The organism is Marinobacter sp. 1-4A (assembly GCF_016597725.1).
Lineage (GTDB): Bacteria > Pseudomonadota > Gammaproteobacteria > Pseudomonadales > Oleiphilaceae > Marinobacter.
This window is the reverse complement of the sequence record NZ_VCGY01000011.1, coordinates 42285-69266: the sequence shown is the minus strand read 5'-3', so window position 1 is coordinate 69266 and position 26982 is coordinate 42285. Positions and strand designations below refer to the sequence as shown.

The following is a 26982-nucleotide window of genomic DNA, read 5'->3' as shown; positions in this document are numbered from 1 at the left end:
AAAGAAGCGGATATCGCAAAGATATCAGGAGTAAAACAGGTGAGTATTATGAAAAACACCATTGCCCGTTTGAGGCACATAGCGCTCGCATTTGGCGCTGCCGCACTGCTAGGTTTCGCGCCCGCCGCCTTCGCGGATGAAATTGTGGCGCTTAAGAATGCCCTTTACGGTGCAGGTTACGACATCACCAACGTGAACCCTGGCATGGACCCTGCAACTCGGTCGGAACTGACCCGTTTCCAGAAGGATAATGGTCTGCAGGCAAACGGTATTCTCGATGAGGCCACCAAAAACGCACTCGGCTTGATTCGTGTCGAGTTGGCTGCCGCCACAACCAGCGCTAGCCCTGCAAAAACGCAAGCTGCCGCGCCTGAAAAGCCGGAGCCAGTTGAAGAAGAGGCGGTTGAAGAGGAAGAGGACGATGGTGGTTGGTCTTTCTTCTAAAGCCAGCACCTTATAACAGAAAAGCCCGCACAGACTTCATCTGTACGGGCTTTTTGTTTAAGAGTCCAAGCTAGCCGAGCTTTTCCAAGTCCCTTACCGCGCCTTTGTCGGCACTGGTGGCCAGCAGTGCGTAAGCCTTTAGAGCAGCAGATACGGCACGCGCTCTTGGTTGCTCAGGCTTCCAGCCTTTGGCGTCCCGAGCTTCGCGACGGCGGTCCAGTTCTTGCTGGTCCAGTTGCACATTAATCGAGCGCTGGGGGATGTCGATCAAAATAGTATCGCCATTTTCGATCAGCCCGATTGCCCCACCAGCAGCAGCCTCGGGTGACGCGTGACCGATGGAAAGCCCGGAAGTGCCGCCGGAGAAGCGTCCGTCTGTCAGCAGTGCGCAGTCTTTACCCAGCCCTTTGGATTTCAGATAGCTTGTGGGGTAGAGCATTTCCTGCATGCCGGGGCCGCCCTTGGGGCCTTCGTAACGGATGATGACAACATCGCCAGGCTTGACTTGATCGTCCAGGATGCCCGCAACCGCAGCATCCTGACTTTCAAATACCTTAGCTTTGCCCTCGAAAACAAAGATGCTCTCATCCACGCCAGCAGTCTTTACCACGCAACCGTCGACGGCGATATTGCCATAGAGAACAGCAAGCCCGCCCTCAGAACTGTATGCGTGTTCGACAGAGCGGATGCAACCGGCTTCGCGGTCGCCGTCTAGGCTGGGCCAGCGCGTACTTTGGCTGAACGCTGTCTGGGTAGGAATACCGGCTGGCCCGGCTTTATAAAATTCCACAACCTCGGGGGGCGGGGAGCGCATAATATCCCAAGTTTGAAGGGCTTCTTTCATGGTTTTACTGTGCACAGTTGGCAGGTCTGTATTGATCAGTCCGCCACGTTCAAGCTCACCAAGAATGCCCATAATACCACCGGCGCGGTGTACGTCTTCCATGTGGTATTTCGGCGAATTCGGCGCGACTTTGCAAAGTTGGGGAACCTTGCGGGAAAGCTGATCGATCTCGTTCAGGGTGAACGGAACCCCGCCTTCTTGTGCAGCTGCCAGAAGGTGCAAAATGGTGTTGGTGGAGCCGCCCATGGCGATATCCATAACCATGGCGTTCTCGAAGGCAGCCATGGAAGCGATGCTCCGCGGCAACACACTGGCGTCGTTTTGTTCGTAATACCGCTTCGCATTCTCCACAATTTGGCGGCCAGCTTTTAGGAACAGTTGCTCGCGGTCGGCGTGGGTAGCCAGCATAGAACCATTGCCGGGCAGGGCAAGACCAATGGCCTCCGCCAAACAGTTCATTGAGTTGGCGGTGAACATGCCGGAACAAGATCCGCAGGTAGGGCAGGCGCTGCGCTCATATTCCGCAACCATTTCATCGTCTGCAGTTGGGTCTGCGGCAATGACCATGGCATCTACCAAGTCCAGCTTGTGCTCGGATAATTTGGTTTTGCCAGCCTCCATAGGGCCACCGGATACGAAAATGGCGGGGATGTTCAGGCGCATGGCTGCCATCAGCATGCCCGGTGTGATTTTGTCGCAGTTCGAGATGCACACTAGAGCGTCGGCACAGTGGGCATTGGCCATGTACTCTACAGAGTCGGCGATGATTTCACGGGAGGGCAGGGAATAAAGCATGCCGTCGTGGCCCATGGCGATGCCATCGTCTACCGCTATGGTATTGAACTCTTTGGCCACGCCGCCAGCAGCTTCGATCTCGCGACAAACCAGTTGCCCGAGATCTTTGAGGTGCACGTGCCCGGGCACAAACTGTGTGAAGGAGTTGGCAACCGCTATAATCGGCTTGCCGAAATCATCATCTTTCATGCCGGTGGCGCGCCAGAGGGCGCGGGCGCCAGCCATGTTACGGCCTGCGGTGGAAGTCCGCGAACGATACTGAGGCATGGTGTTCTGGTCTCTCTGTAAAGGTACTGGGTGATTGCTAATGAAGAGACAAAGTCTACCAGATTAGACCTCAAGCGCATGGCTGTTTTGCTGTGCCGTGGTTACAATAGTTAACAGATGCGATAAATCAATGCCTCGCTTTGACACAACTAAGGAGATTGCTTATGGCTAGCCAGGAAAGCCTGCCGCTACGCCGTCTGAAAGAGTTTCAACCGCTGAACCGTCTGACCGATGAGCAACTGGTGGTGCTGGCCAGCCGGGCAGAGCGCAGGACCCATGGGCCGGGACAGCGCGTGTTAGAGCGCGGCGTGCGTGACGGCCTGGATTATTTTCTGGTAACCGGAAAGGTTGAGTTGGAATCAGTGGATGGTCGCAAATCGGTCATTGAAGCGGAAACCGAACAGGCGTTGAACCCCATTGCCAGGCTGCAGCCAAGAATGTACGACGTTACTGCGGTAAAGCCCTGTGAGTTTCTCGTGGTGGAGCAAGATGTGCTCAACCAGCTTCTGCGTTCCGCTCCGGTTGCTCAGGTAGAGATGGATGCCGGGGAAAGTCAGACGGGAGGTGAAAGCGAGGAGCATCACCTTTTGATGGAGTTTTATGCGGAGTTGCGCTCCAACCAGCTAAAGCTGCCCAGTGTTCCCGATGTGGCGTGGAAAGTTCGGCGGTTGGTTGATAAAGACGACACCACCGCAGAACAGGTAGCCAGCGCAGTGTCGGCTGACCCTGCTATGGCAGCCAAACTGGTACGGGCCTGCAACAGTCCGTTATACCGGGGCTTCAGCGATGTGCGTAATGTTCGTGAGACGGTTGTACGACTTGGCATGCGCACGACTCGCCAGTTGGTAACCGTATTTTCAATGCGGGAAGTGTTCAAAAGCCGACATCCGTCTTTGCAAAAAGAGATGGAAAACCTCTGGCGGCACTCCAGAGAGGTAGCAGCGCTTTGCTGGGTGTTGGCAGACCATGCCACCCGCCTGAACCCCGAAGAGGCGCTTCTGGCAGGCTTGCTTCACGACATCGGCGTGGTTCCGGTTTTGGTGCAGGCCGAGCACCACGTAAACTTGTTTGCTGACGATACCAATTTACAAAATGCCATCAAAGAGTTGCGAGCTGATGTGGGCACCGCCGTTCTGGGAAGTTGGTCGTTTCCTAAGCCCTTTGTTGAGGCTGTGCGCCATGCGGAAGACTGGAGTCACGAAAGTCGGGAAGCCGAACCCCAGCTGGTTGATGTCGTTATTGTGGCGCAACTGCACGCCATGATTGGCTCTAACCAGAATGAGGGCTTACCGTCGTTCGACGAGGTACCAGCCTACCGTAGGCTTGGAAACCTTGAGCTGAATGCCTCACGCAGTCTTGAGGTTCTGACCGAGGCGCGGGCTCGTGTAGACGAAGTACAAAAGCTGTTGTCGATTCGATGAAAGTTCCTGTTTTTCCTCTCAACTCGGTTGTTTTGCCGGGAGGGAGAGTGCCGTTACAGCTGTTCGAGCCGCGTTACCTAGATATGCTGACCCGCTGCATGAAGGAGGATCAGGGGTTCGTGATCACCCTGCTTCAAAATGGTTCGGAAGCAGGCCGCGTGGCATCGTTCCACGAAACCGGTACCTATGTGCGCATCATAGACTTTCAGCAACTGGACAATGGGTTGCTGGGAATTACGGTAGAGGGCGATGCCAAGGTCTGTATCACCCAAAGCTGGCAGCAGGATGACGGGTTGAATATGGGTGAGGTTGAGTTTTTGCCGGTCGAACAATGGGCGGAAATTCCCGCCGTGTTTCACGAGTTGTCTTCGGTGGTGCGCGCTCTATTTCGGCACCCGGTGATTGATGAGCTGGGCATGACTGTCGATTACGAAGATGCCCGTGATATTGGTTGGCGGCTGACTGAATTATTACCTTTGGACAAGCTGGAGAAGCAGCAGCTTCTGGAAATGCAGGATCCAGTGGCGCGCCTCAGCCGCCTGCAAGAACTGCTTGAGGTTCTTGAAGAAGGTTGAGACCGCTACGGCGAATGGGCGTAATGTTGGATGGCCTCTGGCCACATAACCCAGACATAGCCACCACAGAAAGCCAGCCAGATTAGAGCGGCGGAAACAGTCAGAATATCCGGTGCTATGGGCACTCGGTCGAACCGGCTGAAGCTGGCTCTTGTTGCTCCGGTGATTGCCAGTCCCAGCAGTAACCCTCCCACAATATCGCTAAACCAGTGCACGCCCAGATACAGTCGGCTAATAGCGACGGGGATTAGGGGTAGCGAGACCAGCATGTAAGTTTGCCAGCGTTTGCTGTTACGGGTTTCAGCTGCCACAAAACTGGCTAGCAGAGTAACGAATACAGTAATGCCTGTGGTGTGACCACTGGGGAAAGAGCCTGATGATGGTGGATTGACCACCTGATCGGGGCGATCAATCCCAAAAGCGGCTTTGAGGATCGTTACCAGCACCGCTGTTATAACCGCTGCCAGCACAATATGAATGGCGGCCGCATAATGGCCGCGGAACGCCAGAGCAAGACACGCCAGCACCGCGGCTGCGGTCAACACCGGCGGGTCGCCAAGAAGTGTTGCGACAATGGCAGGTGCGTCAAGCAAGGGCTGGCGCAAGTCACTGAACCACTGCATCACCAGTTGATCGAAAGGTTCGATAACGTCGGTCATGGTTGCCAGTTGGCCCCAAAGAATAAACAACGCAAGTGTGCCAAGGGCAAGCATTAGCGACGCAAGTGGAAATTCACTCGCTTGTGCAGGGCGTTCGTTGGAATACAGGCGCCAGAAACGATGGGTGGTTTCATACTGCGCCATCCGCTGTTGCAGCCAAATATAGGCGCGGCTGTTGTCGCCAAGGCCAAGCTGAAAACGAAAAATAACAAGGTAGATCGCCGCCAATGTTGCGATGCTGACAGCTGTCACCAGATAGGCGTGGGCCGGAAGCTGAACTTTGCTCGACAGTGCGCTGCCCACCAGAAAGCCCGGCAAAATATACGCGGGTGCCCAGGCAATGGCAGAGCCGATATTAAAGGCTAGAAAGCGCCGCCAAGACATCATTAAAGCGCCGGCAATTAGGGGGATCACTGGCCTGACCGGCCCCACAAAGCGACCAATGATGATGCTCTTGCCGCCGTGCCTATGGAAAAAGCGTTCACCTTTGACGATGAGTTTGGGGTATCGGCTCAGGGGCCAAACGCTGTTCAGCCTGCCTTGAAAAAGCCTGCCGATGGCAAAGCTCAGGGCGTCTCCAGCAATAGCTCCCATACCCGCCCACAGCAATACGGCCATTAGGGGCATTCCAATTTGTGCAGCTAATGCAGCAATGGCGAAAAGGAGGGCAACGCCGGGCACAATAATGCCGGCAATTGCCAGAGACTCTATAAAGGCGGTGCTGAATAGCGCAAGAGACACCCAGCCCGGGTTGGCACTCAACCATGCAGTTAGGTCTGTAAGCCAGGCGTTGCTCATGTCCGGAGAGTTTCTCCCGGACTGAACCAGGCCGAGTCAGCGCCTCGTCTGCGCGCTTCCAGCATCGCTTGATGCGCGCGCTTGCGCAGGGTATCTGTGCGGGTGTCACTGGTGCCTCTCGTGGTGCAACCAAGGCTTACAGTTGCCTTACCAATCAATGGCCAGTGATTTTCGGATATGGTGCGCCTGATTCGCTCTGAAATCACCCGTACGCCTTCCTCTGGAGTGAAGGGCAGGATAAGGAAGAACTCAGAGTCATTCAGGGTGTAAAGGGTGTCCCCGGCGCGAATCAGTCCAAAGAGGTGCTGTGTCATGTCGCGAAATAGCGCCTGCATGCCAGACTCCCCATGGAGATCTGCGGCTTCGTCGGCGTAATCGATGGTTAGGTTAATAACTGACAGGCTGTGGCCCGTAGCAATGGCGCGGCTGATTTCCTTTTGCAGCGTTTCGTCAAGAAAGCGTGCATTGTGGGCGCCCGTGACGGGATCGGTAATGGCAAGGTCTTCAGCCGACTGCGCCATATGGTCGTATTGCCATATATAGAGTGCCGCAACGGTTAGCACGATGAATAGTCCGCTGATAGCAGTGACGGCATCTGTTGGCGACTGCTTTACAAAGAGCAGAATTGCCATAGGGATGAGCAGAAGCAGTGAGAGCATCAGCGCATGGCGCAGTGGCAGAATAAGCAGATTAAGCACTAACAGCGGCATGGCCCAATGGGTTATACCTGTAGCGTCCATGGTCAGCATGGCCGCCAGAAGACCGCTGTTCAGGCCAGCTAGAATGATTAAGTGGCCGGGCGCCGAAAGCTGGTGCCTGCGGCTCAGGAACGTATAAGCAAGGCCGCCAAGCGTCAGCGTGGCCATGCCCGCTGCAAGGTAGAAAAGTTCATAGAAACCATATCGGAGGTTTTGTAGCGCCAGTGTAAAAATAAACAAGGTCGCAAGGCCATAGCCAACGCTGTGAGTCCAGGTTCTCAGGCGGGTTTCTGTCATGGCGCAGACCCCTCCATACGTTGCTTGGGCGGCGTAACAGGCGCCCAAGTGCTATAGGCTTGAGTTCGATTTCCGCCCTGCTGCTGTGCACGGCGCAATGCGTTAGCGGCGCTTTGCTGCAGGCTGTCGGCGTCGTCACCAATGTTCAGCCCGGCGATACCGGTGCTAACCGTTAGGTTCATGCCGTGGGTTTCGAGCAAGGTGCCAAGTCCCTTGCGAATTGTTTCGGCTCGGGTGACGGCTTCTTGCGTAGCGATTCCCGGCAGTATTACAAGAAACTGCAGATCTGCCGCCCGGTAGTAGGTATCGAAGTCCCTAAGTTGAGAATGCAGAAAGCGCCCGATTCGCGGAAGAATGGAACGTATATCCTCGTCCGGGTCGTTGTCACTGGCGTGGGCGTCAAGGCCTATCATGATTACGGACATGTCCGTGCCCTCGCGCTCGCTGCGCTGGATTTCCTTGTGCAAGTCGGCAGACAGGTATTCCCGGCTGGCCGCTTGAGTGAGTTCGTCGGTGCGCCTTAAGGGTGCAAGCTGGCGGGTTTTGTATTCGCGCAGGAAGATGAGTACAGCAGAAAGCAGTATGGTTAGCAGCAGTGCGCTGATCATCTGGTGCCGGTCGGCTATACCTTCGGCCCAATGGGCAGCGGCCATTGCAAGAACAACAATCACCACAGTTATCAGCGTTGCAAGGCCCCGGGGTAGTAGAGCGAACACTATCAGTGCTAAACCGTATAACCAGTGGCTAAGGGCCCAAGGTCCGGTCCAGAAGCTGGTAAGCAGGAGTAGTATCAGTGTTGCAAGAAATAATTTTTGAACCACTGGCCAAGGGCGTAGCTCCCGCCCCGGGTGAAAGCTACGTCCGCTGACAACGACACCGGCAGCCGCTGCGGCGGTTGCCGCAGTGAGGGGTTCGCCCAGCACGGCGCACAGGGCTGCGATGCCCACAAGAATAGCGAGGCTGGCGCGTGATAACCGGTTCAGCAAAAACTTGTCGGCCGTATGGGCCATGGTATTCGTCCTTTTCCGGAGTTCCCGTTGTACCACAGCAGTATAATATCTGTTTGGGGTGCGTACTTGAAACGGGAAAGGTAAAGTTAGGGCCTTATTCCTGAATTCTGGCAGAAAATACATAAGGTAAAGGGATGGATATTGCAGCTTACATGGCCGAAGTCGGTCAGCAGGCCCGGGCAGCGGCGACACTCATTGCCCGTTCTACAACAGACGTGCGAAACCGAGCGCTATTGGCGACCGCCGAAGCCTTGGACGCCGCACGCGGTGAACTGGCAGAGGCCAATGCCCGTGATCTTGCCAGCGGGCAGGCAAACGGTCTGGATGCTGCCATGCTGGACCGGCTTGAGCTGACGCCCGCACGGGTGGACGCGATGATTGAGGGGTTGCGTCAGGTTGCTTCTTTGCCGGACCCTATCGGCGTAATTACGGATATGACCTACCGTCCCTCCGGCATTCAAGTGGGCAAAATGCGTGTGCCTTTGGGTGTTATTGGCATTATCTACGAATCCCGTCCGAATGTGACGGTTGAGGCTGCCAGTCTCTGCCTCAAGTCCGGCAATGCAACGATTTTGCGGGGTGGTTCTGAGTCCATTCACTCCAATCAGGCCATTGCTTTGTGTCTCGCCCGGGGTCTTGCAGAGGCCGGGTTGCCGGAATCGGCGGTACAAGTGATTAAAACCACCGACCGAGCTGCGGTTGGCGAATTGATTACCATGCCGGACTATGTGGATGTCATTGTGCCCAGAGGTGGAAAGGGTCTGATCGAGCGCATTAGTAGAGATGCTCGTGTGCCGGTTATCAAGCATCTTGACGGCGTATGCCATGTTTACATCGATAGCCATGCCGATCCGGAAAAAGCATTGAGCGTTGCGGTGAATGCGAAAACCCACCGGTACGGCACCTGTAATACCATGGAGACCTTGTTGGTAGACGCAGAAATTGCGGCGGATATCCTGCCGTTGCTTGGTGACGCTTTTGCTAAAAAAGGTGTGGAGCTACGCGGATGCGAGCAGACTCAAGCAATTCTTGCGAATATAACAGCTGCCACGGAAGCAGATTGGAGTGAGGAATACTTGGCGCCGGTTTTGGCTATTCGTGTGGTGGACGGGTTAGATGGTGCTATCGCACATATTAATCGATACAGCTCCCAACATACCGACAGCATTATCACCGAGAACTACACCCGTGCCCGGCGCTTTATTACCGAGGTGGATTCGAGCTCGGTAATGGTGAATGCCTCTACCCGTTTTGCTGATGGCTTCGAGTATGGTCTTGGTGCTGAAATTGGTATCTCCACCGATAAAGTACACGCCCGTGGGCCGGTGGGGCTTGAGGGATTAACGTCGCAAAAATACGTGGTGTTTGGCGACGGTCACATCCGGAATTGATGCTGATGCACGTAATTTATGGCGGTACCTTTGACCCCGTGCACCATGGCCATCTGCGTCTTGCGCTGGAAGTCAGCGAGCGCCTTGGAAAGGTACCGGTCAGTCTGATGCCATGCCACATTCCCCCTCATCGTGGCGAGACAGGCGCAACGGCTGAGCAGCGGCTGCGCTTGCTGGAGCTGGCAATTGCCGGTGAGCCTGACTTGCGCATTGATGACCGCGAACTACGACGCGGAGGAGCGTCCTACACAGCGGATACATTGCGCCAGCTGCGCGGTGAGCTAGGGATTAATGTGCCGCTGGCGATAGTTTTGGGTACCGATGCCTTCGCGGGCCTTGATCGATGGAAGGAATGGCAGCACATTCCGGAGCTGGCCCATATCATTGTGGTGCAGCGTCCCGGCATCATTCTCGACCCTGACGGTGAGCCAGCTAGGTTGCTAGTGAAGAACGCTGCTGGTAGTGCTGGCGCGCTTCACGGCTGCGCGGCGGGGCGCGTTCTAAAGCTCAACCCGCCTTGGCTTGATATCTCTGCCACCGGCATTCGCGACCGAATCAGCCTTGGTCAATCGCCCCGTTATCTAGCGCCCGATTCGGTCCTGGCGGAGATTCAACACATGGGGCTTTACGGGGCATGCCCTGCGAAGAACTTTTAGTGTTACAATCGCGATCGAAAATGACTTTTCGGGTGGCCATTCCGGCCGGCACCCGGACAACAGGGTAATTATGCAGGCAGAGCAACTCAAAGATCTGATAGTGAATGCACTTGAAGATGTGAAAGCACAGGATATCAGCGTAATTGATGTTCGGGATCGCACCAGCGTTACCGACTTCATGGTTCTGGCGTCCGGAACATCCAACCGCCACGTTAAATCCCTTGCGGATTCGGTTGTCGTAGACGCCAAAGAGAAAGGCGTTCGTGTCAGCAGCGTAGAAGGTGGTGGCGGCAGTGACTGGATTCTGGTGGATATGGGCGACGTGATTGTGCACGTAATGTTGCCCGCTACCCGAGAGTTTTATGATCTGGAGCGCTTCTGGCGTGACGCACCGGATGTCGGTGCTGCGGGCAGCGAGTAATCATGCGGTTGCGCCTGATCTGTGTGGGGCAGAAAATGCCCGACTGGGTCAGCAGGGGCTACGACGATTACGCGCGTCGCATGCCTCCGGAAATGCCTATTGAGCTGGTAGAAATTGCCATGCCCCATCGTGGCAAAAATCCCGATATTGCGCGGTTGATGCAGCGCGAAAGTGACGCGATACTGGCGGCAACTGGCGCCAAAGACAGGGTTGTCGCGCTGGAAGTGACTGGCCGCCCTTGGTCTACAGAAAAGCTGGCAAGCCAGTTGGAAAACTGGCAGCAAGATGGGCGTGATGTAAGCTTCCTTGTGGGTGGCCCCGACGGATTGGCAGAACCCTGTCGCCAGCGTGCAAATCAGCAATGGTCGCTTTCCCCTCTTACCTTGCCCCACCCTCTGGTTCGGATACTGCTGGCAGAGCAGCTTTACAGAGCCTGGTCGATTACCCGTAACCACCCGTATCACCGGGCTTAGGAAGCATCCATGCCGTGGGGTGAATTCAAGGATACTGCAGCCGAGCGCAGGCTGTTCCAGCGCCGTGCCACCGTTATGCTGGTATTCGTGTTCTTACTTCTGGCAGGGCTCGTGGCTCGCATGTACCAGCTGCAGGTGGTCGAGCACGATATTTACACCACTCTCTCCGATAGAAACCGGGTACAAGTTCAGTCTGTGCCGCCTCCCCGTGGGCTTGTTTACGATCGCAATCAGGTTTTATTGGCGGAAAACCGCCCCGTCTTTAGCGTAACCCTTGTGCCAGAGCGGGTTGGTGACGTGGATGCCACGCTGCAGCAGCTTGTCAGTATTCTCGATGTGTCTGATGAGGATTTGGAACGGTTTCAACGCCGCTTGCGCGAGCCTCGTCGTCCGTTTCAGGAAATACCGCTGCGATACGACCTAACAGAAGACGAAATTGCACGCTTGGCGGTGCTCAGGCATGAGCTGCCAGGGGTGGAAGTTGAGGCAGAACTGGTGAGGTATTACCCCCACAGTGAACTGACGGCCCATGCTCTTGGTTTTGTTGGCAGGATTAATCGCGAAGAATTGCAGCGCATCGACTCGGTTAACTACGCAGGTACCAACTACATCGGAAAGTCCGGAGTAGAGCGATTTTACGAAGAATTGTTGCACGGAAAAGTTGGTTACCAACATGTAGAAACCAACGCGCGAGGGCGCACCCTCCGGGTGCTAGACCGGGAAAACCCGGTACCTGGCGAAGACCTTCAGCTGCATTTGGACCTGCGTTTACAGAACCGCGCCCACGAACTGCTCGACGGCCGTCGAGGTGCCATTGTTGCTATTGAGCCTGCGACGGGTGGCATACTTGCCCTTGCCAGTGTGCCGGGCTTTGATGCTAATAAGTTTGTCACCGGTATCAGTGTTCCGGACTATCGTGAGTTGAGTGACAGCAAAGATAAACCCTTGTTTAACCGCGCTCTTCGAGGCCAATACCCTCCGGGGTCCACGCTCAAGCCTATGTTGGCCATTGCGGCCCTTGATAGCGGTGCTGTAACACGAGATCACACCATTTGGGACCCGGGATTTTTCCAGATCAACTCTGCTGGCCGTCGTTGGCGGGACTGGAAGCGGGGCGGCCATGGCTGGGTTGATCTCACCTACGCAATGGCGCAATCCTGTGATGTGTACTTTTATGAAGCAGCTGTGGAAATGGGTGTCGACACCATGGTCAGCTATTTGTCCCACTTCGGATTTGGTGAGGATGCCACATTGGATGTATCCGGAGCCTTGAGCGGCCTTTTACCGTCGCCGGACTGGAAACGTGCAACCCGAAATGAGCCCTGGTACCCGGGGGACACGGTTAACTTGGGTATCGGTCAGGGCTTTATGCTTTCTACGCCTTTACAACTCGCTACTGCCACCGCGCTTATCGCTAATCGAGGGGAGTGGGTTGAGCCGCGCCTGCTCAAAGACATTCAGGGCGACCGCACGCCAGATGAATTTCTTCCTAGCGAAACCCACGAGCCTTTAAAGCTAAAAGATCCCGACAACTGGGAATATATAGCGGATGCCATGGCAGAGGTGATGCACGGCGTTAAGGGTACAGCCCGTGGCGCGGGGCGAGGTGCCCCATACCGAATGGCTGGAAAAACCGGTACCGCTCAAGTGTTCAGCCTGGCAGAAGATGAAGAGTACGACGCCGAAGAGGTGAGGGAGCGGTTGCGCGACCATGCCCTGTTTGTCGGTTTCGCACCTTTGAAAAACCCACAGATTGCCGTTGCCGTTATTGTAGAAAACGGTGGTGGGGGCAGCAGTACCGCAGCCCCTGTGGCTCGCGAACTGTTTGACGCCTGGCTACTTGAGTTTTCGGCTGTTGCAGATGGCCCGTCAATCAGTAAAGCCGACCCTACGAGTGAGGCTCCTTAATGGCTACTCGGGAAGTGTTCAGTTCAACGGCCAGCAACCCTCTTGGTCGCCCTAGGGGAGTATGGTCAGCACTGCATCTAGACCCTATTCTGCTGGTACTGCTTGTTGCCTTGGTTTCCGGCGGTTTGTTTGTGCTATATAGCGGCGCCGATCGTAACCTTGACGTGGTAAAGGCTCAGGGTGTGCGTTTTGGGATCGCTTTTGTTGTGATGTTGGTTTTCGCCCAACTTGATCCATCGGTATTTCGACGCTGGGCGCCTTGGCTTTACATTGTTGGTCTTGCCGGTTTGGTTGCCGTGTTGTTTGTGGGCGTTGGGGCGAAAGGCGCCCAGCGTTGGTTAGCCTTGCCTGGCTTGCCCCGTTTCCAGCCCTCGGAGCTTATGAAGCTTGTGGTGCCCATGATGGCGGCCTGGTATCTGTCGCGGCATTTTTTGCCGCCAAAACTTTCTCGCATCGGCGTAGGGCTGGCCATTGTGCTACTCCCCATGGTGTTGATCGTGAAGCAGCCCGATCTCGGAACCTCGCTCCTTGTGGGCATGGCTGGGCTTTTCGTGGTGTTTTTCGCTGGCATGAGCTGGAAACTGATCAGTGCGTTCTTGGTGATGGTATCCGTAGCGGCGCCGTTGATGTGGTTTTTCGGAATGCGTGAGTACCAGAAACAGAGAGTGTTGACGCTGTTAGACCCCCAAAGCGACCCATTAGGCGCAGGGTGGAATATTATCCAGTCCAAAACCGCCATTGGCTCGGGCGGTGTCGATGGTAAGGGTTGGCTGCAAGGCACCCAGTCTCACCTTGAGTTCCTTCCGGAAAGCCACACAGATTTCATTGTGGCGGTGTTGGCGGAGGAGTTCGGGTTTATAGGGGTTTTGATTCTGCTCAGCGTGTATTTCCTGATTATTCTGCGTTGCCTCTTTATCTCAGTGACCGCCCAAGACTCTTTTAGCCGACTTGTAGCGGGGGCGCTGACTATGACTTTTTTCATCTATGTCTTTGTCAATGTTGGCATGGTAAGTGGTTTGCTGCCGGTGGTAGGGGTGCCTTTACCGCTAATTTCCTATGGTGGCACCTCAACCGTGACACTCATGGCGGCGTTTGGCATTTTGATGTCCATACACACTCATCGCAGGATGATCACCGCCTGATGTCAGGCCGGTAATGGTGATAGAGGTCGGTAACCCGTTACAATGACAGGCAGAGCCGCATTTGTGTTTATCCTGCGGCGGGCATCTTAAAGGATATTCAAACGGTGATAGTAAATCGCTCAGGCTTATGGCTGGTATTATTGGCGGTATTGGTGCTGGCCGGCTGCGCTTCGGCGCCGGGCCCTGTCGAAACAGACCACTCGGCACGCTATACGATTTCACAGGATAGGGCGCCCACCGGAAACTTCGATGTGTCCGGGTTGTCAGACGCTATACCCATGTATCAAGCCCAAGTTAAGGCGGGAAACAAGTCGCCTTATAGGGTTTTGGGTAAGCGCTACTCTGTAATGGATAGCAATGACGGATATGTCGCTCGCGGTGTGGCAAGTTGGTACGGCGAAAAATTCCACGGCCACAAAACATCGAATGGCGAAATCTTCGATATGTATCAGATGTCTGCTGCCCATAAGTCGTTACGAATACCGAGTTATGCAAAGGTCACCAATCTGGACAATGGCCAGTCTGTGATTGTTCGGGTTAACGACCGAGGGCCGTTTCACGGAGATCGCCTGATTGATTTGTCCTATGCGGCGGCCAAGAAACTGGGTTACCAGTCACACGGAACGGCCAGAGTAGAAGTGGCAGCCATTACGGTGAAGTCAGACGGCAGCATGTTCCTTGCTGGCCAGCCTTTTACCCTTGAAGGCCGACCAACGAAACGACCAAACCAAAATAACGTTGCTGTATATGGTGACCAACGTGGCGGGCTGTTTGTTCAGCTTGGCTCGTTCGGCAGCCGCTCCCCTGCAGAGAAACTGCAGGATCGCGCTAGAGGCGTGCTTAGTGAACCCGTGCGGGTGCGCTCTGTAGATACTGCGTCGGGGCGATTTCACCGGGTGCAAGTTGGCCCTTTCCAGAACGAAGCGAGTGCCCGAGAAACGCAGAGCCTTCTGGAAGCCCAAGGATTTTCGCAATCAATAGTGCTAACCGACTCCCACTAGATGGTAGGTCGCACATAAAAACACACTTAACGACGAATGAATGGACCCATGGCATTAAAATCAGTTTTCCGCTCACTCTCTTCTATTTCAGCCTTTCTCGCGTTCGTGCTGATGATCTCTGTGTCAGGCAAGGCAATTTCCCAGACAGTGCTGATTCCTTCTCCGCCACAGATTGCTGGTAGCTCCTATGTGCTTATGGATCCGAAAAGTGGCCGCATCATAATGGAGAGCAACAGCAATGAGCGCTTGCCACCCGCCAGTCTGACCAAAATGATGACAGCGTATATTGTTGAGCGGGAGCTCGATGAGGGCCGAATCAGTATGTCTGACATGGTCCCCATTAGTGTGAAAGCCTGGAAAACAGAAGGATCCCGCACGTTTATTAAAGAGGGAACCAGCGTGTCGGTCGAGGATCTTCTGAAAGGTGTGATCATTCAGTCGGGCAACGATGCATCTGTCGCGCTGGCGGAGTTTATTGCGGGCAGCGAGGGCGCGTTCGTAGATATTATGAACCAGCAGGCTCAGCTGCTGGGCATGAAGGATACGCACTTTGAAAATGCAACGGGCTTGCCTGCCCCCGATCACTTCTCCACCGCCTACGATCTGGCTGTTCTGGCCCGTGCGATCATTAATGACTACCCGGAGAACTACCCGATCTACGCAGAGAAGCACTTTACCTATAACAACATCCGTCAACCAAATCGCAACAGCTTGCTGTGGCGTGATGACAGTGTTGATGGACTCAAAACTGGCCACACCGAGGAGGCAGGGTACTGTCTGGTAGCTTCAGCCAAGCGTAATGATACCCGGTTTATTGCGACCGTTATGGGAACCAGCAGCTCTCAGGCTCGATCTCAAGAAATCCAGAAAATGCTCAACTACGGCTTCCGCTACTATGAGAGCGAGCGCTTGTTCCGTGCCGGTCAGGAACTGATTGAAGCCAAAGTGTGGGGTGGTCAGTCCGATAAGCTTTCTGTGGGCATGCTTGAAGATGCCTACGTAACGATTCCGCGTGGGTCTCGTGACAGTCTTGAGTCTAGCGTAGAACTCGATTCGGTGATTAAAGCACCCGTGCGTGCTGGCGACGAACTGGGCCGGGTAAAGGTTTCGTTTAACGGTGAGGTGCTGATTGATCAGCCGGTACTCGCCCTAACCGAAGTGCCTGAGGGCGGTTTGTTCAAGCGCATTTGGGATTCCATCAAGCTGTTTTTTGTTCAGCTGTTCCAGTAAGGGCGAGTTGAGCCCGGGAGAAAAACTATGAGTGAGCCGAAAGCACCAAAAATCGAATTTCCCTGCGATTACGGCATCAAGGTGATTGGCGATGCAGCACCAGACTTTAAAGAGTTTGTGGTGACGGTTGTTGAGCGGCATGCTCCGGGAATAAAAGAAGAAGATGTTTCCGTTAAAGACAGCAGGGAGGGGCGCTTCTGCTCGGTTCGGCTGAATATTATGGCTACGGGTGAGCCTCAACTGAAGGCTCTTTTTGAAGAGCTCAAAGCCAGTGGCCGTGTACACATGGTGCTCTAAACGCAATGCCTGAATTGATCGTCAGATCGTTGGGGCGGCAGCCCTATCTGGAAACCTGGGAGGCGATGAAAAGCTTCACGGCGCACAGAGACGAGCATACCAGCGACGAACTCTGGTGTCTGGAGCACCCTCAAGTCTACACTCAGGGTCAGGCTGGCAAAGCAGAACACATTTTGGCGCCGGGCGATATTCCTGTGATTCAGGTGGACCGTGGAGGTCAGGTAACCTACCACGGCCCCGGCCAGTTGGTGGTTTATCTCATGATTGGCCTCACTCGTCGCAAGATAGGGGTGAGAGGTCTGGTTGATATCATCGAGCAGGGCTTGGTGCGCACGCTTGCAGAACTTGGCGTCACAGCAAGGCCTCGACCGGATGCGCCGGGTGTTTATGTAGGTGATGCAAAAATTGCCTCGCTAGGGTTGCGAGTTCGTCGGGGCTGCTCCTTCCATGGTTTGGCGTTGAATGTGGATATGAACATGGAGCCGTTCCGGCGAATCAACCCTTGCGGTTACGCAGGGCTGGCTATGTGCCAAATCCGCGATTTTGTTGTGCCTGTGTGTATGAATGATATCGAAAAGCGGCTGGTAGCCCAGTTGGTTTCAGGGTTGGGCGATTCGTCGGTGAGTTACCGTAGTACCAGACAGGGTTAGACCGCTTTTTCATCTTGATGGGCGCAAACTCGGTTACGGCCTAGAGTCTTGGCACGGTAGAGGGCTTCATCTGAACGCTGAAGAAGCTTGTCGATAGTCTCAGCGCCTTTGATGCTGGCTACTCCGAGGCTCGCTGTACACTGCACAGCGTTTTGTTCAACGGTTATGGCTTTTTTAGCAATCGCTTCACGGATTCGATTGGCAATTTTCACCGCTTCGTCTTCTGCGGTTTCCGGGAGTAGCACCAGATACTCCTCACCGCCCCAGCGAGCGATGGTGTCTACCTTACGGCACTGCTCGCGCAATGTATCTGCTACCAAAACAATTAGCTCGTCACCTACGTGGTGTCCGTAAGTGTCGTTTACACTCTTGAACAGATCAATATCTGCCAATAGCACAGAGAATGGCCTCTTACTACGCAGATAGCGCTCATACTCTGCCTCCAGTTGGTCCAAAGCCTCGCGCCGATTTGCAAGCCCGGTAAGCGCGTCATGCTTTGCGGCATATTCGAACTCCTTGGCCATCGCCAGAAGACCGAGCTTACTGCGTCGCCGGCTCCGATCAAGTATGTAGCACGTGACCATCTCAAAACCTAGCGCCACCACCATAGTTATCCGAAAACTGGCGCTATAGGGCAACTCCAGTAATTGTACGGCAAGTGGGCTAAATAACAGAATGACTCCCGTAAAGCCCATGACACAAGTACCGACACCAACTCGTGCCTCGCTTATATAAAATACGATAGGTGGATAGGCAAAGAGCCAAACAATGGCTGAACCATCCTCTAAGGCGAAAATTGCCAGATAGCAGAACATAATGGTTGTTAGGACTATAAATGCTCGGCGCTGAAAGGTCTTGTGGCCACATGCAACGTATACCAGCAGGTTGCTAAGCATCAGTGTGGCAAACAATATGAGCAGAGCCGATGTAATATGCTCCCCCCGACCCATAGAGCGGAAGGCAAAAAATGCCAGCAATGGCACGGCGGCAATGCTCAGCCAGTTGATCAGAACCGGAACCGGTATTTCGCCCGATACCCGATACTGAGACAGCTTCTTAGCTGGAACCTTTGGTGCAATGTCTGGCATAAAATGAGCCGGTTCTATTGATAATAATCAGTATTTTGATTGCGCGTTGAATAATAGACCCTATTCAATACAAGCGTTGTGTCAAAACGTAAAAGCAGGGGCAGAGCCTGCCAAATGCCAGCAAATGACCTGATTTGCGAGTAGGGCTTTTGGCCAGGCGAACATGTATAAACCGGCGGGCCTCGGCGAACAATGGCCGCCACGCCGGAGGTTCGGGGCGAATTGGAGAGGTCAGTTGGCTGTGGTATCCGTATAATGACAGTGGTCACCCACAGCTGTTAGGTTAAGACATTAGATCAGAGATTCAGTCAGCTTTTTAAATTCTCAGATTCGGACAGGTCATACATGTCATCCAGACGCTCAGGTAATTCAGTCTCCCGCATAAAAACAGGCAGTTTTGAACGCCGGCTGAGCCTAACTCGCGCGGGGCTCTTTGCCGGTACGCGTGTCGCGTCGCACATGGCGACCAACTGGTTCAGCAGCAAAGAGAAACGGGATGAGCGTCACCGCGCCATGCTATCCAAACAGGCGCACCTTTTGGTTGATGAGCTGGGTAAACTCAAAGGCAGTGTGGTTAAGATCGGTCAGGTGATGGCGCTGTATGGTGAGCACTTCTTGCCCGAAGAGGTCACCGAAGCCTTGCATACTCTGGAAGACCAGACAACTTCGCTGGAGTGGTCGGCCATTGAACGTGTACTCAAAGCCGAAATTGGCAGTGAGCAACTTGCCGAACTGGAGATAGACCCCGAACCCATTGGTGCTGCTTCGTTAGGACAGGTGCACCGTGCAAAACGGCGTAGCGATGGTCTGGAATTGGTGCTGAAAGTTCAGTATCCCGGTGTTGCAGATGCGGTAGACAGCGATTTAAACGCGGTAGCCCAGCTACTTAGAGTGGCTCGATTGGTAAGCTTTGGGCCTGAGTTTGAGGATTGGCTGGAAGAGGTGCGGCAGATGATGCACCGGGAAGTAGACTACCGTCTTGAGGCCCGTACCACCGAGAAATTCCGACAGATGCTAAAGGAGGACCCCCGGTTTGTGGTTCCCCGAGTGCTACCAGAGTATTCCGGCGGGCAGGTGATTGCGTCCACCTACGAGCATGGTCATTCCGTCAGCGCTGATGTGGTTCGGGAATTATCGCTAGAACGCCGAAGCGCATTAGGAAAGGCTGCGCTGGAGCTCTTCTTCCGTGAGCTGTTCGACTGGGGTGAAATCCAAACGGATCCCAACTTCGGCAATTACCGTATTCGCATTGCGGGCGAGGAAGGCAAGGGCGTGGAGCACGACCGTATAGTGCTGCTGGATTTTGGTGCGGTACAGTCGTATTCGCGAGAGTTTCTCGACCCGGTTATCCAGATGATTCGTGCCTCTTACGAAAACGATCTGAATGCAGTGATTGATGGCGGCGTAAAGTTGCGTTTCATGAACACCGAGTGGCCTACAGAGGTGCTGGAGAAGTTTGGTCAGGTGTGTATGTCGGTTCTGGAGCCGCTGTCTAGTGATCACGAAAGTTGGCCAGATTACGCCGTTAACAGCAAAGGCCAATACCGCTGGAAGCAAAGCGATCTGCCGTCGAGGGTTGCCCGTCAGGCAGCAAGGTCAGCCATAAGCCGTTACTTTCGAGTGCCGCCCAGTGAGTTTGTATTCCTAAACCGTAAACTCATCGGGGTGTATACCTTTATCGCCGTGCTGCACTCGGAGTTCAATGGCGAACCCTTGTTACGCAAATACCTTTACGGCGAGGGAGATGATAAGCCCGATGCTTCGGCAACCAGCCAAATCACAAAGGCGTAACGTATCCCCTTACCAATGCCCACCAGCACAATAAAGTTGAGCCAAGGCACGCGCATTACGCCGCCTACCAACGTTAGCGCGTCGCCGCCTATGGGCAACCAGCCTAAAAGCAAAGACCATTGGCCATAGCGGTTAAAGCTGTTTCTCGCTTTGTGGAGTTGGGTCTCGCTAATCGGAAACCAGCGCTTGTGCTTTAGACGGTCGATCTGCCTGCCAATAATACCGTTAACCACGGATCCCAAGGTGTTGCCCAGCGTGGCCCAAACCCACAGCCACAGCATAGGGTACCCCTGAACAACCAGTGTGCCTGTCAGTATTTCCGAATAGGCTGGCAGTAGTGTGGCCGCCGCAAACGAGGTCAGAAATAATGTCAGGTAAACCACAGAGTTCTCCTAGCGGTGATGGGGTGTTCCTCCTTTTTGCAGCTGAAGCCCTCTACGTATGTTCCGATACTATAGTGGGCATTCAAAGCTTCAATTTTCAATCTTGCTCAATCATGTCATCATGATTTTAAGAGTTTTAACACCCTTTTTTATAGCCCAAGATGTGTCTCGGGCTAAGTATTCCGGAGAGTTTTATGGAGCAGGTAACAATTTACGGTCGTTCAAGCTGCGGGTTTTGCGTGCGTGCAAGAAGTTTGTGCGAGTCTCGCAACATGCCGTATACCTGGGTCGATATGATCGAGCATGACATGACCAAAGAAGACATTGCTGACAAAATTGGCCGCCCGGTTTATACGGTTCCCCAGATTCTAGTGGGTGACAGGTACATAGGTGGCTACGACGAGTTCTCCAGCTATGTGCGTCAATTGGAGGCATAACACACCCCTATCTTGTCAATTGGCTCAAAGATAGGGTGAGAATAAGTTTTATCATCTCATGCTCTGAATTGCTGAAAGGTGAATATCTTGGCTTTTCTGTGGCCGAAAGAGCCGTGTTACAGCTGCTGTTCGATCGGGATACCGCTAGAGGCACAGCGCCACTGCGCTACTTTTTCTTGTAAAAGAGCGTCAATCGCTGGGTAGACGTGTAGGTTTTCCTGACTGATTGGGTAGGTTAATCCTAATCCTTCTATAATCAGATCTCTGAGGCAGCGGAACGATTTTGGTTCAGTGGGCAGGTCGGCGCAAGTGCCCCAATGCTGTTGATTTTTGGCGGTCTTTTGTATGACCTGCCATGAAAAGGTATCTGCCTTAACTGCGAGTAATTGCATTTCCCCATCCAGCAGATCCTTGGTAGGAGCGTCGGGTACAGCCTGATTTATTTCTTCACTTGGCGACAGCGTTATGTATAAAGCGTGCTTTCGAACTCTGCCGCCGATGTTCGTTTCGGACTTATACTCCGGGACGAGCTGGGAGACGGTGTTTTGATTCAGGAAAATACTAACGTTGTAGCCGCCGCCTTGCGAGTCAAATTCAGCAGAGGATGTGCCTGTTTCGCCAATGAACACCGCGTACTCTGGAGGTATACAGAGAAAAGACCCTGCGTTATCTATGCTTGTGGCATTTTGGGACGTGCAAGCACTTAAGCTCAGTATCCCAATTAGTAGGTAGGTGAGCGCTTTCATGGTCAATCTGAGGTATCGCAGTCGTGACAGTATAGGTTACCGTACAACTCTAACTCCCAATTATCCGGCACTGCGCCAAACCATGTGCCTCCGTAGGAGTCTGGAGGGATTCCGAACAGTGAGAATGCAATATGGTGGTATTTACTGATCTGCTTTTTGCTCAATAACCCTGGCTCGGTACCGAGCTTTTTCTTGTAATCCCTTTCAACCGACATCGCGTGGTGCCAAGCGACTTCTAGGCCCACTTCTCTAACTTTCATCCGCATTTCTGCGACAGTGCCTTTAAATCCAGCTTTCTGAAGTCCTACTGAGATGTTCACTACAGTGGAGCGGGCCATGAATTCCCAATATGGAAAACCTTTATGAGCCCAGTATTCGGCGTCACCGAGAATTATTTCGCGCTTTAGGTCGTCAGCGGATTTGCACCAAAGGCCGTATCCAATTCGTGCGATAGGGTCTTGTTTACGAAGACGACTGAGCCAGAATTTCTCTAGGTTTTTCTGAGCTAGGAGTGCTCGCTCTTGTGGAGATATGGAGAGATCTGTCATTGCCAGTTCCTTTGGCTGAATGTCCTTTTGCAACCAGACTTGCGCTAGTTAGAAGAAGTCTATTTTAGAAAACCATAAATTTAAATGCCGTGAGATGATACATAACATTGATGAAGTTAGTGCTCACAAACTCAATCAGCCGATGCTGCTGCTTCCTGAAGGCAAAAGCAGCAGCGTTCCCGGGCATTCTTGATGAAGCGTTTGTTGGCTAATGGGAGTATGAGGGTGTACTAACCGTTAATTCAATCAGAGCTGAAAACTGGTCTTCAGCTTCTTTTCTGTCAGGGTGTTTTTGAGCTTCGCAACCTTGGGCAGGCCGTTCTCGAAGGGTGGAAAACTCTCGCCAGCAATGAGCGGTTCGAGATAGTCCCTGCACTCTTCTGTAATGCCAAAGCCGTCATCTGTGATGTAGTGAATAGGCATTTTCTTTTCCTGATTCGCCACTTCGCTAAGCGGAGCTTCACCAATTGACCAGACGTAAGGCTTTGTTTTTTCGCGAACAATAGTGGGCATGATCGCTTGCTTTCCGGCCAGTGCCATTTCCACCGCTGCCTTGCCAACTGCGTATGCCTGCTCAACGTCTGTAGCTGAGGCAATGTGCCTTGCGCTGCGCTGCAGGTAGTCGGCAACCGCCCAGTGATACTTGTGCCCCAGAGCCTGCCTGACCATATTGGCCAGAGCTGGCGCTACGCCACCAAGCTGGGTGTGGCCGAAGGCATCTTTGGCACCGGCATCGGCCAGAAAGCGGCCATCTTCGTACTGGGCGCCTTCAGAAGCAACCACCACGCAGTAACCATATTCCTTTACGCAGAAATCGACTCGCTCCAGAAAGGCTTCGCGGTTAAACGGAATTTCCGGGAACAGAATAATATGGGGTGGCTCGCCCTCGCCCTGGCCGGCCAGTCCACCGGAAGCGGCAATCCAGCCCGCATGACGACCCATCACTTCAAGAATGAACACCTTTGTGGAGGTCTCACACATGGATTTGATATCCAGACTGGCTTCCAAAGTGGAGGTCGCAATGTACTTGGCGACGGAGCCAAAGCCCGGGCAGCAGTCGGTAAACGGTAGGTCGTTATCAACGGTTTTGGGAACGCCGATGCACGTAATGGGGTAACCCATTTTTTCGCCCATCTGGGAGACTTTATAGGCTGTATCTTGAGAGTCACCACCACCGTTGTAGAAGAAGTAGCCAATATCGTGGGCGCGGAATACTTCAATAAGACGCTCGTACTCCCGGCGATTTTCCGAGAAGTTTTTCAGCTTGTGACGGCAGGACCCGAAAGCACCGCCGGGGGTGTGAATCAGCTCCTGAATGGCCTCGTCACTTTCGAGGCTGGTATCAATCAGCTCCTCGTACAGTGCGCCCAGAATGCCGTTGCGCCCGGCGAATACTTTGCCGATTTTGTCCGGATGCTTGCGCGCGGTCTGGATGACCCCGCAGGCACTGGCGTTGATGACGGCGGTAACACCGCCAGACTGAGCGTAGAATGCGTTCTTGATGGCCATCTCGGGATGGAACCTCCTGCTGGTTCGACAATGGCGCAGATGATACGTCAAATGCTGATGATTTTCATGGCTGGAAATGCGGATAGCGATGCTCTTGACGGGATGGGGCGGATACGGGAGGCTTGTCGGGTTTCAACGCAGAGGACAGTCGGCGAATGCATATTCATATACTGGGGATTTGTGGCACATTCATGGGCAGCTTGGCTGTTCTGGCGAGGGAGCTTGGCCACAGGGTTACCGGTTCTGATCAGGGCGTTTATCCGCCCATGAGTACCCAGTTAGAAGCGCAAGGTATCAGCCTGATGGATGGCTTTAGTGCAGAGCACCTGAAGCCAAAGCCTGATCTGGTGCTGATTGGCAATGCGATGTCCCGGGGCAATCCCGAGGTGGAAGCCGTGCTCAATCGCAATATTGATTACATGTCTGGCCCCGAGTGGCTCGCCCGCGAAGTGCTTCGGCACCGTTGGGTTATGGCGGTGGCCGGTACCCATGGAAAAACCACCACCACCGCCATGCTGCTCTGGATTTTAGATCAGGCAGGGCTTGCTCCGGGGTATTTGGTGGGTGGGGTGCCCAAGGATTTTCCGGTTTCGGCCAGCCTTGGTGACAGCGACTTTTTTGTCATTGAAGCCGATGAGTACGACAGCGCCTTTTTTGACAAGCGTTCCAAGTTTGTTCATTACCGCCCCCATACTCTTATCCTGAATAATCTTGAGTTTGATCACGCCGATATTTTCGACAATGTTGAAGCGATTGAGCGTCAGTTCCACCATCTGGTTCGTACGGTTCCTTCCCAAGGATTGATTATTCGGCCGAGCTTGGATGAGCATCTGGACAAAGCTCTTGCTATGGGGTGCTGGAGCCCGGTGCAGGATATGGCTATCGGTAGCGAAATAGCCGCTTCGGTTGATTGGCGTGCGGAATTGTTATCCGAGGATGGCAGTCGATTTATGGTTGTTCACCATGAACAGCCCGTTGCCGTGGTGAAGTGGAGCCAAACGGGCCTGCATAATGTTCGCAACGCTCTCGCAGCTATTGCGGCGGCAAAACATGTGGGCGTAACGCCGGATTATGCGGTGGCGGCGCTGTGCCGTTTTTCCGGTGTGAAGCGTCGTATGGAACTGCTTGCAGACGTTGGCGGCGTGAAGGTCTACGACGACTTTGCCCATCACCCAACGGCCATAGAAACAACGCTGGACGGGTTGCGCAATCAGGTGGGCGAGGAGCCGGTTATTGCTCTTATCGAGCCCCGCTCTAATACGATGAAACAGGGTGTTCACCAGCATAGGTTACTGCCGAGTGCCGCGTTGGCAGATAAAGTCTATTGGGCCAATCTGAACAACATGGACTGGCTACCGGAGTTGGTCTCCGCATGGCAGGCCGATAACCCGGACTCCGGAAAGCACCTTGTAGAGACTAGTGTAGAAGGGCTGATCGAGCGTGTAACGGCTGATCTGCCGAGCCCCTGCCACATCGTTGTCATGAGCAACGGTGGTTTTGGTGGCATTCACGGTAAGCTCATAGCCGAGCTTGAACGTATCCATGGCTAAACCGGCTCACAAGGAGTTATATCGTTGACTCAAAATACGCCCGATAGTCTGTCGGAAGCTCGAACTATAAATCTGGCGTTCACCGGGGCTTCCGGTGCCCAGTATGGGCTGCGCCTGCTCCAATGTCTGGTGGCAGCAGGCTGCAGGGTTCACGTAATGGTGAGCAAGGCAGCACAGATTGTTATCGCGACTGAAACGGAACTAAAGCTGCCGGGAAGCCCGTCAGCTATGCAAAAAGCGTTATCGGAATACGCATCTGCCCAGCCCGGGCAAGTATTGGTGTTTGGGCGCGAAGACTGGTTTTCGCCTCCCGCTTCCGGGTCTGGGGAAAAGGCACCTTTGGTGGTCTGCCCTTGCAGCACCGGAACCCTGTCAGCACTGGCCACCGGAGCCAGTAATAATCTGATTGAGCGTGCCGGTGATGTAGCTCTTAAAGAGCGACGCCAACTTATTCTAGTGACCCGCGAATCTCCGTACTCGCAAGTGCATCTGGAAAACATGCTGCGGCTGACCCAAATGGGTGCTGTCATCATGCCTGCCAGTCCGGGGTTCTATCATAGGCCGGAGTCTGTGGAGGATCTTGTGGACTTTATTGTGGCCCGACTTCTTGACCACCTAGATTTGCCTCAAGACTTAATGCCCCGCTGGGGCGAGGCTCGGGTTAATGCCAAAGTGGACCGCAACGATGGTTTTGGTCAGCAGGATTGATGGTTTTAACCATTGAGCAATTGTGGCTGCCAGAAGAGACTTGGTGAACGTTAATTACAACATTGTTCACTGACTGAGGTTTACCATGATTCCACGTACGCTCTTCGACGCAGACCTTGACGGCTTTCGTGATTCTGTCCGGAAATTTCTTGAGCAAGAGGCCGCGCCATACCACGAGCAGTGGGAAAAAGATGGTCAGGTCAGCCGCGAACTATGGCAGAAAGCCGGTGAGTTGGGATTCCTGTGCCCAACCATGCCTGAAGAATATGGCGGTGTAGGTGCAGACTTCCGCTACAGTGCGGTGATTATGGAAGAAGTCTCCCGCGCGGGTCTTTCTGGCATCGGCTGGACATTGCATTCCGACATCGTTGCTCCCTACATTCTGAATCACGGCTCGGAAGAGCAGAAAAAACACTATCTGCCTAAGATGGCCTCTGGCGAAATCATTACCGCTATCGCTATGAGTGAGCCGGGTGCCGGTTCCGATTTGCAGGGCGTAAAAACGACTGCGTTAAAGGATGGCGACCACTATATTTTGAATGGTTCCAAAACCTTTATCACCAATGGCCAGATGGCTGACCTAGTGATTGTTGTTGCCAAAACTGACCCCAAAGAGGGCGCCAAAGGCATCAGCTTGCTGCTGGTTGAATCCGCCTGGGAAGGGTTTGAAAAAGGGCAGAACCTGAATAAAGTGGGCATGAAAGCTCAGGACACATCCGAGCTGTTTTTTCAGGATGTAAAAGTTCCGGTTACTCACCTCTTGGGCTCCAGAGAAGGGCAGGGCTTTGTTCAGTTGATGCAGGAGCTGCCTGCCGAGCGTTTGCAGATCGGACTAACAGCTATTGCTGCCGCAGAAGCCGCTTGGCAGTGGACGCTGGATTACGTGAAAGAGCGTAAAGCTTTTGGTAAGCCGGTGATTAAATTCCAGAACACTCGTTTCAAAATGGCGGAGATGAAAGCAGAAATAACCGCCGCCAGAGTATTCACCGATCGCTGCCTTGAGCTTCACCTTGATAAGAAGCTCGATATTCCTACTGCGGCTATGTTGAAACAGTACACAACAGACCTGCAGTGCCGGGTTATGGATGAATGTGTTCAGTTGCATGGCGGCTACGGATACATGTGGGAATACCCGATTGCCCGCGCCTGGGCTGATTCGAGGGTTCAGCGCATATACGGCGGAACCAACGAGATAATGAAAGAGATCGTTGCGCGGGCGTTTTAAGCGGCTCTAAACGAAACCCC

General features: G+C 53.8%; 27 protein-coding genes. 18 read left to right on the top strand and 9 right to left on the bottom strand.

What is annotated here, in order from left to right; translation table 11 throughout:
- The first annotated feature begins 48 nt into the window (after positions 1–48).
- Complete coding sequence (locus tag FE845_RS17585; protein WP_200367782.1) at positions 49–444, top strand: peptidoglycan-binding domain-containing protein; 396 nt, start codon at positions 49–51, stop codon at positions 442–444.
- 70 nt (positions 445–514) lie between these two features.
- Here FE845_RS17585 and ilvD read toward each other — a convergent pair whose 3' ends face one another.
- The gene (ilvD, locus tag FE845_RS17580) at positions 515–2350 is read right to left on the bottom strand and encodes a dihydroxy-acid dehydratase (RefSeq protein ID WP_200367626.1); all 1836 of its coding nucleotides are present in this window, start codon (positions 2348–2350) and stop codon (positions 515–517) included.
- Positions 2351–2514: 164 nt separating this feature from the next.
- Between ilvD and FE845_RS17575 the strand changes: the two genes are divergently transcribed.
- Together FE845_RS17575 and FE845_RS17570 are read left to right on the top strand one after the other, a co-directional pair.
- The gene (locus FE845_RS17575; RefSeq protein WP_200367624.1) at positions 2515–3771 is read left to right on the top strand and encodes an HDOD domain-containing protein; all 1257 of its coding nucleotides are present in this window, start codon (positions 2515–2517) and stop codon (positions 3769–3771) included.
- Positions 3768–4346, top strand: a complete 579-nt coding sequence (locus FE845_RS17570) for an LON peptidase substrate-binding domain-containing protein (protein WP_200367622.1) — start codon at positions 3768–3770, stop codon at positions 4344–4346. The genes FE845_RS17575 and FE845_RS17570 overlap by 4 nt, the downstream gene beginning before the upstream one ends.
- Positions 4347–4351: 5 nt before the next feature.
- On the opposite strand, the gene FE845_RS17565 is transcribed toward FE845_RS17570, so the two are convergent.
- Genes FE845_RS17565 through FE845_RS17555 form a run of 3 tightly spaced genes read right to left on the bottom strand, consistent with a single transcriptional unit; the run spans position 4352 to position 7808 of the window.
- Entirely contained in the window at positions 4352–5803 is a 1452-nt protein-coding gene (locus tag FE845_RS17565; RefSeq protein ID WP_200367613.1) for a bifunctional DedA family/phosphatase PAP2 family protein, read from the bottom strand.
- Positions 5800–6798 (bottom strand): GGDEF domain-containing protein, encoded by a 999-nt coding sequence (locus FE845_RS17560; RefSeq protein WP_200367611.1) that lies wholly within the window; start codon positions 6796–6798, stop codon positions 5800–5802. Before FE845_RS17560 ends, FE845_RS17565 begins: the two co-directional genes overlap by 4 nt.
- A complete protein-coding gene (locus FE845_RS17555) occupies positions 6795–7808 on the bottom strand; it encodes a GGDEF domain-containing protein (RefSeq protein WP_200367609.1) in 1014 nt (337 codons plus the stop codon). Before FE845_RS17555 ends, FE845_RS17560 begins: the two co-directional genes overlap by 4 nt.
- 134 nt (positions 7809–7942) lie before the next feature.
- Between FE845_RS17555 and FE845_RS17550 the strand changes: the two genes are divergently transcribed.
- The 10 genes from FE845_RS17550 to lipB all read left to right on the top strand — a co-directional run bounded on the left by FE845_RS17550 (position 7943) and on the right by lipB (position 16977).
- On the top strand, positions 7943–9199 hold the full coding sequence (locus tag FE845_RS17550; protein WP_200367607.1) for a glutamate-5-semialdehyde dehydrogenase: 1257 nt from the start codon (positions 7943–7945) through the stop codon (positions 9197–9199).
- 5 nt (positions 9200–9204) lie between these two features.
- Entirely contained in the window at positions 9205–9855 is a 651-nt protein-coding gene (nadD, locus tag FE845_RS17545) for a nicotinate-nucleotide adenylyltransferase (RefSeq protein WP_200367605.1), read from the top strand.
- A gap of 70 nt (positions 9856–9925) precedes the next feature.
- Complete coding sequence (gene rsfS / locus FE845_RS17540; RefSeq protein ID WP_200367603.1) at positions 9926–10276, top strand: ribosome silencing factor; 351 nt, start codon at positions 9926–9928, stop codon at positions 10274–10276.
- Positions 10277–10278: 2 nt separating this feature from the next.
- On the top strand, positions 10279–10749 hold the full coding sequence (gene rlmH / locus FE845_RS17535) for a 23S rRNA (pseudouridine(1915)-N(3))-methyltransferase RlmH (RefSeq protein ID WP_200367593.1): 471 nt from the start codon (positions 10279–10281) through the stop codon (positions 10747–10749).
- Between the two features lie 9 nt (positions 10750–10758).
- A complete protein-coding gene (gene mrdA / locus FE845_RS17530) occupies positions 10759–12657 on the top strand; it encodes a penicillin-binding protein 2 (RefSeq protein WP_200367591.1) in 1899 nt (632 codons plus the stop codon).
- Positions 12657–13799, top strand: a complete 1143-nt coding sequence (gene rodA / locus FE845_RS17525; protein ID WP_200367582.1) for a rod shape-determining protein RodA — start codon at positions 12657–12659, stop codon at positions 13797–13799. Before mrdA ends, rodA begins: the two co-directional genes overlap by 1 nt.
- 104 nt (positions 13800–13903) lie before the next feature.
- Positions 13904–14800, top strand: coding sequence for a septal ring lytic transglycosylase RlpA family protein (locus FE845_RS17520; protein WP_413785093.1), 897 nt, complete (start codon positions 13904–13906; stop codon positions 14798–14800).
- A gap of 48 nt (positions 14801–14848) precedes the next feature.
- Positions 14849–16030: a D-alanyl-D-alanine carboxypeptidase family protein gene (locus FE845_RS17515; RefSeq protein WP_200367580.1), complete on the top strand. Its 1182-nt coding sequence runs from the start codon at positions 14849–14851 to the stop codon at positions 16028–16030.
- A 27-nt stretch (positions 16031–16057) separates the two neighbouring features.
- Positions 16058–16327: a YbeD family protein gene (locus tag FE845_RS17510; protein WP_200367578.1), complete on the top strand. Its 270-nt coding sequence runs from the start codon at positions 16058–16060 to the stop codon at positions 16325–16327.
- A gap of 5 nt (positions 16328–16332) precedes the next feature.
- Positions 16333–16977, top strand: a complete 645-nt coding sequence (gene lipB / locus FE845_RS17505; RefSeq protein ID WP_200367576.1) for a lipoyl(octanoyl) transferase LipB — start codon at positions 16333–16335, stop codon at positions 16975–16977.
- Here the strand turns inward: lipB and FE845_RS17500 are convergent.
- Positions 16974–18065 carry a GGDEF domain-containing protein gene (locus FE845_RS17500; RefSeq protein ID WP_200367574.1) on the bottom strand — a complete coding sequence of 364 codons (1092 nt, stop codon included), beginning with the start codon at positions 18063–18065 and terminating at the stop codon, positions 16974–16976. The genes lipB and FE845_RS17500 overlap by 4 nt on opposite strands.
- Positions 18066–18410: 345 nt before the next feature.
- Here FE845_RS17500 and FE845_RS17495 point away from each other — a divergent pair, with 345 nt between their 5' ends.
- Positions 18411–19856, top strand: coding sequence for an ABC1 kinase family protein (locus tag FE845_RS17495; protein WP_200367571.1), 1446 nt, complete (start codon positions 18411–18413; stop codon positions 19854–19856).
- On the opposite strand, the gene FE845_RS17490 is transcribed toward FE845_RS17495, so the two are convergent.
- Entirely contained in the window at positions 19796–20239 is a 444-nt protein-coding gene (locus tag FE845_RS17490; RefSeq protein WP_200367569.1) for a YqaA family protein, read from the bottom strand. The genes FE845_RS17495 and FE845_RS17490 overlap by 61 nt on opposite strands.
- Before the next feature lie 194 nt (positions 20240–20433).
- On the opposite strand from FE845_RS17490, the gene FE845_RS17485 reads away from it, so the two are divergent.
- Entirely contained in the window at positions 20434–20676 is a 243-nt protein-coding gene (locus tag FE845_RS17485) for a GrxA family glutaredoxin (RefSeq protein ID WP_200367567.1), read from the top strand.
- 116 nt (positions 20677–20792) lie between these two features.
- On the opposite strand, the gene FE845_RS17480 is transcribed toward FE845_RS17485, so the two are convergent.
- From FE845_RS17480 to FE845_RS17470, 3 genes are all read right to left on the bottom strand, one after another.
- Positions 20793–21422, bottom strand: a complete 630-nt coding sequence (locus FE845_RS17480; RefSeq protein ID WP_200367559.1) for a hypothetical protein — start codon at positions 21420–21422, stop codon at positions 20793–20795.
- A gap of 2 nt (positions 21423–21424) precedes the next feature.
- A complete protein-coding gene (locus tag FE845_RS17475; protein WP_227714475.1) occupies positions 21425–21970 on the bottom strand; it encodes a hypothetical protein in 546 nt (181 codons plus the stop codon).
- A gap of 246 nt (positions 21971–22216) precedes the next feature.
- Complete coding sequence (locus tag FE845_RS17470) at positions 22217–23479, bottom strand: 6-phosphofructokinase (RefSeq protein WP_200367557.1); 1263 nt, start codon at positions 23477–23479, stop codon at positions 22217–22219.
- A gap of 155 nt (positions 23480–23634) precedes the next feature.
- On the opposite strand from FE845_RS17470, the gene mpl reads away from it, so the two are divergent.
- The 3 genes from mpl to FE845_RS17455 all read left to right on the top strand — a co-directional run bounded on the left by mpl (position 23635) and on the right by FE845_RS17455 (position 26962).
- Entirely contained in the window at positions 23635–25029 is a 1395-nt protein-coding gene (gene mpl, locus FE845_RS17465; RefSeq protein ID WP_200367555.1) for a UDP-N-acetylmuramate:L-alanyl-gamma-D-glutamyl-meso-diaminopimelate ligase, read from the top strand.
- Between the two features lie 24 nt (positions 25030–25053).
- The gene (locus FE845_RS17460; protein ID WP_320159704.1) at positions 25054–25737 is read left to right on the top strand and encodes a flavin prenyltransferase UbiX; all 684 of its coding nucleotides are present in this window, start codon (positions 25054–25056) and stop codon (positions 25735–25737) included.
- Between the two features lie 85 nt (positions 25738–25822).
- Positions 25823–26962, top strand: a complete 1140-nt coding sequence (locus FE845_RS17455) for an acyl-CoA dehydrogenase family protein (protein WP_200367553.1) — start codon at positions 25823–25825, stop codon at positions 26960–26962.
- Positions 26963–26982 lie beyond the last annotated feature (20 nt).